Annotated in this window: 2 protein-coding genes and 1 tRNA gene; 1 reads left to right on the top strand and 2 read right to left on the bottom strand. The window is 51.1% G+C overall.

The window, feature by feature from the left end:
* Nucleotides 1-186: 186 nt before the first annotated feature.
* A complete protein-coding gene (locus tag ACYP2Q_RS31375; RefSeq protein ID WP_003178899.1) occupies nt 187-513 on the bottom strand; it encodes an Arc family DNA-binding protein in 327 nt (108 codons plus the stop codon).
* 580 nt (nt 514-1,093) lie between these two features.
* Between ACYP2Q_RS31375 and ACYP2Q_RS31380 the strand changes: the two genes are divergently transcribed.
* A tRNA-Arg gene (locus ACYP2Q_RS31380) sits at nt 1,094-1,170 on the top strand.
* A gap of 229 nt (nt 1,171-1,399) precedes the next feature.
* Here the strand turns inward: ACYP2Q_RS31380 and ACYP2Q_RS31385 are convergent.
* Nucleotides 1,400-1,602, bottom strand: a 203-nt coding sequence (locus ACYP2Q_RS31385) for a hypothetical protein (RefSeq protein ID WP_459734091.1), incomplete at its 5' end; no start/stop codon positions are given.

The following is a 1,602-nucleotide window of genomic DNA, read 5'->3' on the forward strand; positions in this document are numbered from 1 at the left end:
GGAAAGTATTAATATCGCGCATAAGAACGCCGGTTTGTTAGATGTGTTTGCTCGCACGAACATCATCAATCAAATCGGCGTTCTTGTTTCTGTGTTTCCCAGGATTCCGTGATGAACCTTTTTTATGGCCGAATTTCAGGCAAAAAAAAGCCAGCGATCACGCTGGCTTGAACTTGCGGGGATGAATCAGGAAGCGTCTGCAGCCATCTCGGCGTCATGGGCGATCAACGAAACAAGCGCGTTTTGCTGGCGGTGAGAGAGTTGGCGGAAGCGCTGCAGCAGTTCACGCTCGTGCAATGACAGCTCCGGGCTGTCCAGGCGCATGCTCAGCTCTTCGCCCAGTGCACCTTCCTGAATGAGACTCTGCTCCAGGCGCGCAATGATTTCGGAGTTCATGCTGCGGTGATGATTGCGAGCCACTTCGGCAATGCGTTCACGCATTCCGTCTGGCAGACGTACGACGAACTTGTCAGCCGTACGGCTGGAATAAATTGCCTGTTTCAATGGGCGCATATATTTAACCGGTTAGTTCAGGGGAGCGGTTCTCGGGATTGGCCGCAGGATGTCTGATAGGACAAGCGCTCTGGCCAAATGTTCAACCTGAATTGATAGAGGCTGGCATCATGCCTCAAAATCGCCAGATCATTGGCGCCAATTCTGTGACAAATATTGAGCTGGATAAAGGCGTTCTGCCAGCACCAATTATCAGAAATGCGGACTGGTTTTGAAAATTGCCGGGTCCGTTTCTCTGGCCGCGTCCTTTGCCCTCCAGTCCTTCGAAAAAAAAACGAGGGGCATCCCATGCGAATTCGATCACTGTTCCTTATCTGTACAGGATAGTGGCAATTGGCCGATTTACTAGTGGCAAGCGTGTAACGAGAGTCGTTTAGGATGGGTGGCAGGTTGATTTTGGTTGTCGTGTCTTTTACGGGTGGGGTAGGGCGAGTCGTCTTCTGGCTCGCGAGTCAAAAATCCGAGCCCTCGCGTGACATCTGCCTACACTTAAAAGGCCCACGGATGACATGACAAAGCTAGGCTCGCCCGTTAACATGCACGCCGTCTATCGCTGCGCGTATCTTCGCGGGCATCTTGTGTCTCAGTAGCTCAATTGGATAGAGCATCCCCCTCCTAAGGGGAAGGTTGGCAGTTCGAACCTGCCCTGGGACACCATTCAAATCAGGCCTTCAGCAGTTTATAAACCACTCACCCAGCAGTCATGGGTGCAGGGTGGATTGCTTCAGGCATAAAAGCCCTGCTCAGATAAGTGTCTGGCGGGGCTTTTTTCATATGGGTGATAGCCTGGAGCTCTTTCCTATATAGAAGAGGTCGGTCATTTCCTCCTTCCAATACCTTTCTGATAGAAATAGTAAATCAGTGCTTGACGGCAGATTCTGGAAGCCTATAATTCGCCCCACTTCCGGCGCAGTCGAAACGGAAAACTCCTTGGTAAACAAAGAGTTAAGCGGTTTTCGGCGGCAGGTTGCTTCAGTTCATCGAAGCGCGAAGGAAGTTGAAAAAGAGGTGTTGACAGCAGCGTGTAACGCTGTAGAATTCGCCTCCCGCTGACGAGAGATCTGAAGCGCAAGTGGTTGAAGTTGTTAA

The organism is Pseudomonas sp. MHK4, from assembly GCF_054600775.1.

Excerpts from the sequence above, each read along its gene's own strand:
- ACYP2Q_RS31375 (WP_003178899.1), bottom strand. The coding sequence starts at position 513 with ATGCGCCCATTGAAACAGGCAATTTATTCCAGCCGTACGGCTGACAAG.